Source organism: Plantactinospora solaniradicis (genome assembly GCF_042658085.1).
GTDB lineage: Bacteria > Actinomycetota > Actinomycetes > Mycobacteriales > Micromonosporaceae > Plantactinospora > Plantactinospora solaniradicis.
This window is the reverse complement of sequence record NZ_JBHSPR010000007.1, coordinates 528,685-535,064: the sequence shown is the minus strand read 5'-3', so window position 1 is coordinate 535,064 and position 6,380 is coordinate 528,685. Positions and strand designations below refer to the sequence as shown.

The 6,380-nt window shown below is 72.5% G+C and carries 4 protein-coding genes; 3 read left to right on the top strand and 1 reads right to left on the bottom strand.

The features are described from left to right. The 3 genes from ACFP2T_RS08365 to ACFP2T_RS08355 all read left to right on the top strand — a co-directional run. Positions 1-568, top strand: a 568-nt coding sequence (locus tag ACFP2T_RS08365) for a Gfo/Idh/MocA family oxidoreductase (protein ID WP_377419376.1), incomplete at its 5' end; no start/stop codon positions are given. A 17-nt stretch (positions 569-585) separates the two neighbouring features. Then, complete coding sequence (locus ACFP2T_RS08360; protein ID WP_377419374.1) at positions 586-4,767, top strand: glycoside hydrolase family 38 N-terminal domain-containing protein; 4,182 nt, start codon at positions 586-588, stop codon at positions 4,765-4,767. Continuing rightward, positions 4,764-5,462 (top strand): DUF7158 domain-containing protein, encoded by a 699-nt coding sequence (locus ACFP2T_RS08355; RefSeq protein ID WP_377419373.1) that lies wholly within the window; start codon positions 4,764-4,766, stop codon positions 5,460-5,462. The genes ACFP2T_RS08360 and ACFP2T_RS08355 overlap by 4 nt, the downstream gene beginning before the upstream one ends. 1 nt (position 5,463) lies before the next feature. On the opposite strand, the gene ACFP2T_RS08350 is transcribed toward ACFP2T_RS08355, so the two are convergent. After that, the gene (locus tag ACFP2T_RS08350; protein ID WP_377419371.1) at positions 5,464-6,375 is read right to left on the bottom strand and encodes a carbohydrate ABC transporter permease; all 912 of its coding nucleotides are present in this window, start codon (positions 6,373-6,375) and stop codon (positions 5,464-5,466) included. Between the last annotated feature and the right edge of the window lie 5 nt (positions 6,376-6,380).

Below are 6,380 nucleotides of genomic sequence, written 5' to 3'. Positions count from 1 at the left end.
GCTCGCCGACAATCCCAGCCTGCGTGCCCTGTACCTCGATGCGGAGGCCGACTCCGGCTATGTTCGCGACCAGAACGTCTTCGCCGACGGGATCACGATCGAGGACGACATGGCGGTGCTCATCGGCTATGACACCGGGGCCTCGCTGACCTACCACCTGACGGCCTACTCGCCCTGGGAGGGATACCGGGTGATGTTCAACGGCAGCCACGGCCGCCTCGAACTCGAGGTCGAGGAGGCGTCCTGGACCAGACCGGCCGCACGAGTCGGGTCGATCAAGGGCTCCGTACACGGTGACCTGGCCGCCGAGACGGCCGGCGAGGCGCGGATCATGCTGCGCCGCCAGTGGCAACCCCCGGAGCGGGTGACCGTCCCCGAGTTCGACCACGCCGGGCACGGCGGCGCCGACCAGCGGATGCTCGCCGCGTTGCTGGACGGCAACCCGGACCAGGCGACCGACCGGGCCACCGCCGACGACGGCCTGCTCGCCCTGCTACCCGGGCTGGCGGCCAACGAGTCGTTCCGCACCGGCCGACCGGTCGACGTCGCCAAGCTGCTCGACGCCTGACGCCCCGGGATCATCTGATGTCACTGCGGATCGGCGCGATCGAGTCGACCGACCTGTTCGTCGGCACCACCGAACACCCCGCCCAGGTGCTCCGGGTCGCCGTGTCGGGCGCCCCGCCCGGCGTACCGGTGGCGCTGCAGGTCGCGATGGCCGGCGTGACGGTCGGCGTCGTCGTCCGCGTCGACGCGGCGGGCGCCGTGGTCGCCGAGGTGGGCGTGCCGGCGACCGGGCCGGTCGGCGCGGTTCTGCCGGTGACGGTCACCGCCGGCTGCGGGTCGGAGACCGTACACGGCTCCGGCACCCTCGTCGTGGCGGAGCCGGGCTGGACCGTGCACCTGGTGTCGCACTTCCACTACGACCCGGTCTGGTGGAACACCCAGGCCGCCTACACCAGCGAGTGGGACGCCCTGCCCGGCGTGGCGCAGCGGCATCGCGAGGCGTGGCAGCACACCGGGTTCCACCTGATCCGCACCCATCTGGAGCTGGCCCGGCGGGATCCGGACTACCGGTTCGTCCTGGCCGAGGTCGACTACCTCAAGCCGTACTGGGACTGCCATCCGCAGGATCGGGAGCTGATCCGCCGGTTGCTGGCGCAGGGGCGGCTGGAGCTGATGGGCGGCACCTACAACGAGCCGAACACCAACCTGACGAGCGCCGAGACGACCATCCGCAACGTCGTGTACGGGCTGGGCTTCCAACGCGACGTGCTGGGCGGCGATCCGGCCACCGCCTGGCAGCTCGACGCGTTCGGGCACGATCCACAGTTCCCGGGGATGATGGCCGACGCGGGGCTGACCTCCAGTTCATGGGCGCGGGGCCCGTTCCACCAGTGGGGGCCGATGATGCGGGTCGCCGGAGAGGTGGCCACCGACGCGTCCGCGATGCAGTTTCCCAGCGAGTTCGAGTGGATCTCGCCCAGCGGCCGTGGGCTGCTGACCAGCTACATGCCCGCGCACTACAGCGCCGGCTGGTGGATGGACTCGGCGGCAACGCTGGCGGAGGCGGAGGAGGCCGTACTGCGCCTGTTCCGGCTGCTGCGACCCGCCGCCGCCACCCGGAACGTGCTCCTTCCGGTCGGCACCGACTACTCGCCGCCGAACAAATGGCTCACCGAGATCCATCGCGACTGGAACAGCCGGTACGTCTGGCCCCGCCTGGTCTGTTCGCTGCCCCGGGACTTCTTCGCCGCCGTCCGCGCCGAGCTGACCTCGCTCAGCCCGCAGACCCGGGACATGAACCCGATCTACACCGGCAAGGACGTGTCGTACATCGACACCAAGCAGGCGCAGCGCGTCGTCGAGAACCTGCTGCTCGACGCCGAGAAGTGGGCCACCCTCGCCGTGCTGCACGGGCACGCGCGGTACCCGGCCGAGGCGCTGGACCGGGCGTGGCGGCTGCTGGTCTACGGCGCGCACCACGACGCGATCACGGGCACCGAGTCCGACCAGGTCTACCTCGATCTCCTCGGCGGTTGGCGGGAGGCGTACGACCTGGCGGGCGACGTCCACCGCCGCGCGCTGACCCACCTCGGCGGTCAGGTCGACACCACCGGTCCGGGCTGGCCGGTGCTGGTCTTCAACTCGTCGTCGTGGTCGCGTACCGACGTCGTCACGGTCGAGCTGCCGGAACCGGCGTGCGGCGGGGCACGTCTCGTCGACCCGGGCGGAGCGCCCGTGCCAGCGGTGCGCGACGGTCACCGGTTGACGTTCGTCGCCCGGGACGTGCCGTCGCTCGGGCACCGCGGCTACCGGTTGCTGCCGGCTGCCACGACCGAACCGGGTTGGACCCCGGTGCCCGGTTCCGTCGTCGCCAACGACGCCTACCGGGTCGCCGTCGACCCGGAACGGGGCGGCACGGTCACCGAGCTCATCGAGCTGGCCTCCGGCCGGCAGCTCCTGCGACCGGACTGGCTGGGCAACGAGATCCTGGTGTACGACGAGTACCCCGAGCACCCGGAGTTCCACGAGGGTCCCTGGCATCTGCTGCCCACCGGCGGCCCGGTAGCCGCCTCCGGCGGCAGTGCGGCGGAGTCGGTGCGGGTCGAACGCAGCGCGATCGGTGAACGGGTCACGGTCCGCGGCGAGGTGGGCCCGGTGCGCTTTACGCAGGTGCTGACCCTGTGGCACGGCCTGCCCCGGTTGGACTGCGTCACCCGCGTCGAGGACTTCACCGGTCGCGACCATCTGGTCCGGCTGCGCTGGCCGGTCGGCGTGCCGCGCGGGCTACCGCTGTCGGAGGTGGCCAACGCGGTGGTGGGGCGCGGCTTCGCCCATCCCGACGTGGACAGCGCGCGGCATCCGTGGACCCTGGACAACCCGGCGTACCGCTGGTTCGGCTCCGGCACCACCGCCCGGGTGACGCTGACCGATCCCGCGACCGGGGCCACCGGAGACCGGGCCGTCGGCGTCGCCGAGGTGATCGTCGCCGACCAGCCGGCGGCCGGCACGCTGGGCCGCGCGATCGCCGTGGCCCTGGTCCGCGCCGGGGTCACCGCCACCTGCACGACCGCCGACGGGCCACGGTACGGCCGGTTGGATCTGGACTCGAACCTGCCCGACGCGCGGATCGTCGTCGGCGGTCCCGAACGCAACAGCGTCACCGCGCAGCTGCTCGCCGCCGCCGGCCCGGTGTACCAGGCCGAGTTCGCCCGCCAACTGGCCGCTGCCGGTACGGCCCGGCTGTGGCTGCCCGCGACCCTTCCCCTGGACCGGGTCTGGACCCCGGACGCCGACCTCACCGGGCTCCGTGACCTGCCCGTCCTGCTGGTCGCCGGGGTCGACAGGGACAGCGACGCGGTAGCCGAACTGGTGGCCGACCTGGCCGACGCCCGGATCGAGGTACGCCAGCCGGCGGCGTCGTGGCCGGCCGAGCCCTACGCGGACCGTACCGTCGCGATCCTGAACCGGGGGATACCCGGCTTCGCCGTCACCGCCGACGGTGGGCTGCACCTGTCGCTGCTGCGCTCCTGCACCGGCTGGCCGACCGGCGTGTGGATCGACCCGCCGCGGCGGACCGCGCCGGACGGCTCCCCGTTCGCGCTCCAGCACTGGACCCACGCGTTCGAGTACGCGCTGACGTCGGCGGACGGGGACTGGCGTGCGGGTGGCATCACCGTCCGGGCGCACGACTACAACCATCCGCTCGTCGCCCTGGTCGCCGAGCCGCACCCGGGCCGGCTGCCGGCCGCCACGGCACTGCTGACCGTGTCGCCGGGCGTCGTACTCACCGCGCTCAAGGCGACCGGTGATCCCCTGGCTGCCGGCCGTCCCGCCGAGGTCGCCGATCCCCGGCTGGGGGTGACCGCCCGCGTCTACGAGCCGCACGGGCGGCCGACCACGGTCCGGCTCGACGGTCCCGGCCTGTCCCTCGCCGGCACTGCCGACCTGCTGGAGCGTCCCCGGGACGGGCGGTCCGGCACACTCGGGCCGTACGAGATCAGCACCCTCTCGCTCGCGCCAGCTCCTGGTGGGACCGACATACCCCCGGAACCGGTCGAGATCGGGCCGAGGATCGAGCCGGTCCAGCCGGTCTACGCCAAGTACTGGCTGCACAACAAGGGTCCCGCGCCGATGGGCAACCAGCCGGTGAGCGTGCACCTGCACGACCGGGACGGGACGGTCCAGGTCACCGTGGCGAGCGACCTCACCGACACCACGTACGACGGCACCGTGTGGCTCACCGCGCCGTCCGGCTGGACGGCCGACCCGTTCGAGCGGCCGGTCCGGCTGGCGCCGGGCGGATGGAGTTCCTTCGCCGTGGAACTCGTCGCCGGTCCGGGCGCGGCCAGCGGTGTCCTGACCGCCCGGCTGGAGCACGCCGGCAGCATCGTCGAGGATGTCCTCCCGCTCGGAGACGAGCCCGGCACGCTGTCGGCGACCCTGGACGTGGCCGAGCTGCGGCTGCGGCCCGGTCAGCGCGGAACCCTGACGCTGCGGTTGGCCAACCCCGGCGGATACGCGGTGCACGGCGAGGTGCAGGTGCTCAGCCCCTGGGGGACCTGGGACCTGCTGGCCCCGTTCGCTCAGGGCTTCGAGGTCGGCGCGGGTGGCCAGACGGACGTACGCGTCGAGGTGACCGTGCCGGAGGACGCCGCCGGGGGCAACTGGTGGGCGCTGGCCAAGGTGATGTGGTTCGGCCGGGTCACCTACAGCGCGGCGACGCGGATCGTGGTCGACCCGCAGCCGCCGGACCCCGCATGACCGTCGCCTGGGTCGACGGTGAACCGATCGGCCAGGACCTGGTCGACGCGGAGCTGCGGCGGCGGTACGGCGGCCGGGGCGGAACCAGCCTGCCCGGCCCGGACACCGCCGAGGGCCGTCAGTTGCGCCGCTGGGTCGTCCAGGTGCTGACGGTACGGACGCTGCTCGCCCACGAGGCGGACCGCCGGGGGCTCGCTGCCTCGGGACCGCTGTCCGGGGCGGACCGGGTGGCGCTGGGCAGCATCGCGGCGGCCGCGCTGGCCCAGTCGCCCCATGCCGCGGTGGTCTTCCAGGCCGTGGCCGGCGGGGTGACGGTCGCACCGTCGGAGGTGGACGCCCATCGGGCGGCCAACCCGGAACTGGCGGGGGAGGAGGTCCGACTGGTTCGCCACCTCCGGGCCGGTCGTCCGGTCAACGGCAGCCGGCCGTACCGGATGCGCCGCACCGACCTGCTCGGCGACCTCGTCTTCGCCGCGCTCCCCGGTGCCGTCGTCTCGGCCGAACCGGACACGCTGGAGGTGCTGGAGGTGATCGAGGTCGGCGGGCCCGACCTGGCCGGCACCCTGCGCGACGCAGCCCGGGGCCGGGCCTTCGCCCGCTGGCTGGACGTCCAGCTCCGGGCCCGGGTCGTGCTCGCGCCCGGCTCGGAACATCCCGCCGACCCGACCCAGCCCGACCACACCCACCGGCACTGAGTCATCCCTTGACCGCGCCGGCCAGGCCGTTGACGAAGAAGCGTTGCAGCAACACGAACAGGGCGATGATCGGCGCGAGCGTGATGATCGAGCCGGCGCAGAGCAGGGTCCACTCCGTCGAGTTCTCGCCGATGAACGCGTACATCCCGACGGACAGGGTCCGCTGCTCCGGGCGGGCGAGAGTGAAGACCAGCGGGATGAAGTAGCTGTTCCAGGCGCTGATCGCGGTGAAGAGACCGACGGTGGCGAGCATCGGGCCGGAGAGCGGCAGCATGATCCGCCAGAACGTCTGGTGGAAGCTCGCGCCGTCCACCCGCGCCGCGTCCTCCAGCTCGCTGTCGATCGTCTGGAAGTAGCCCATGAACAGGAAGGTGCCGAAGACGATGCCCCCGGCGGCCTGCACGATGATGATCGAGAAGAGGGAGTTGAGCAGGCCTAACTGCTCCATCAGGTCGAAGATCGGGATGATGGTGTAACCGTGCGGCAGGAAGAGCGTCGCCGAGATGAGGAAGAGGCAGATTCCCCGGCCCGGGAACGGGGCGCGGGCCAGCACGTAGCCGGCCATCGCCGTGACCAGCAGGGTGCCGACGCAGGTGCCGATGGTGATCAGCAGGGTGTTGACGAAGTACGTGCCGAAGGACGCCTGCTCCCAGGCCTGCTGGTAGTTGGACCAGAGCAGCTGCTCGGGCAGCGGGTTCAGGCCCCGGCCGAAGAACTCGTCGGTGTCCTTCAGCGAACTGCCCAGCGTCCACAGGAACGGATACATCCAGGCGATGCCGCTCACCAGCAGCGCGACGTGGGTCATCACCATCGCGACCCGTGGCCGGCGCCGCCGCCTGGGGCGGGCCGGCGCCGGCACCGCCGGCTGGGGCGGGACGGTCGGCGGCGGGGACGTGGTAAGCACGGACGACATGTGAA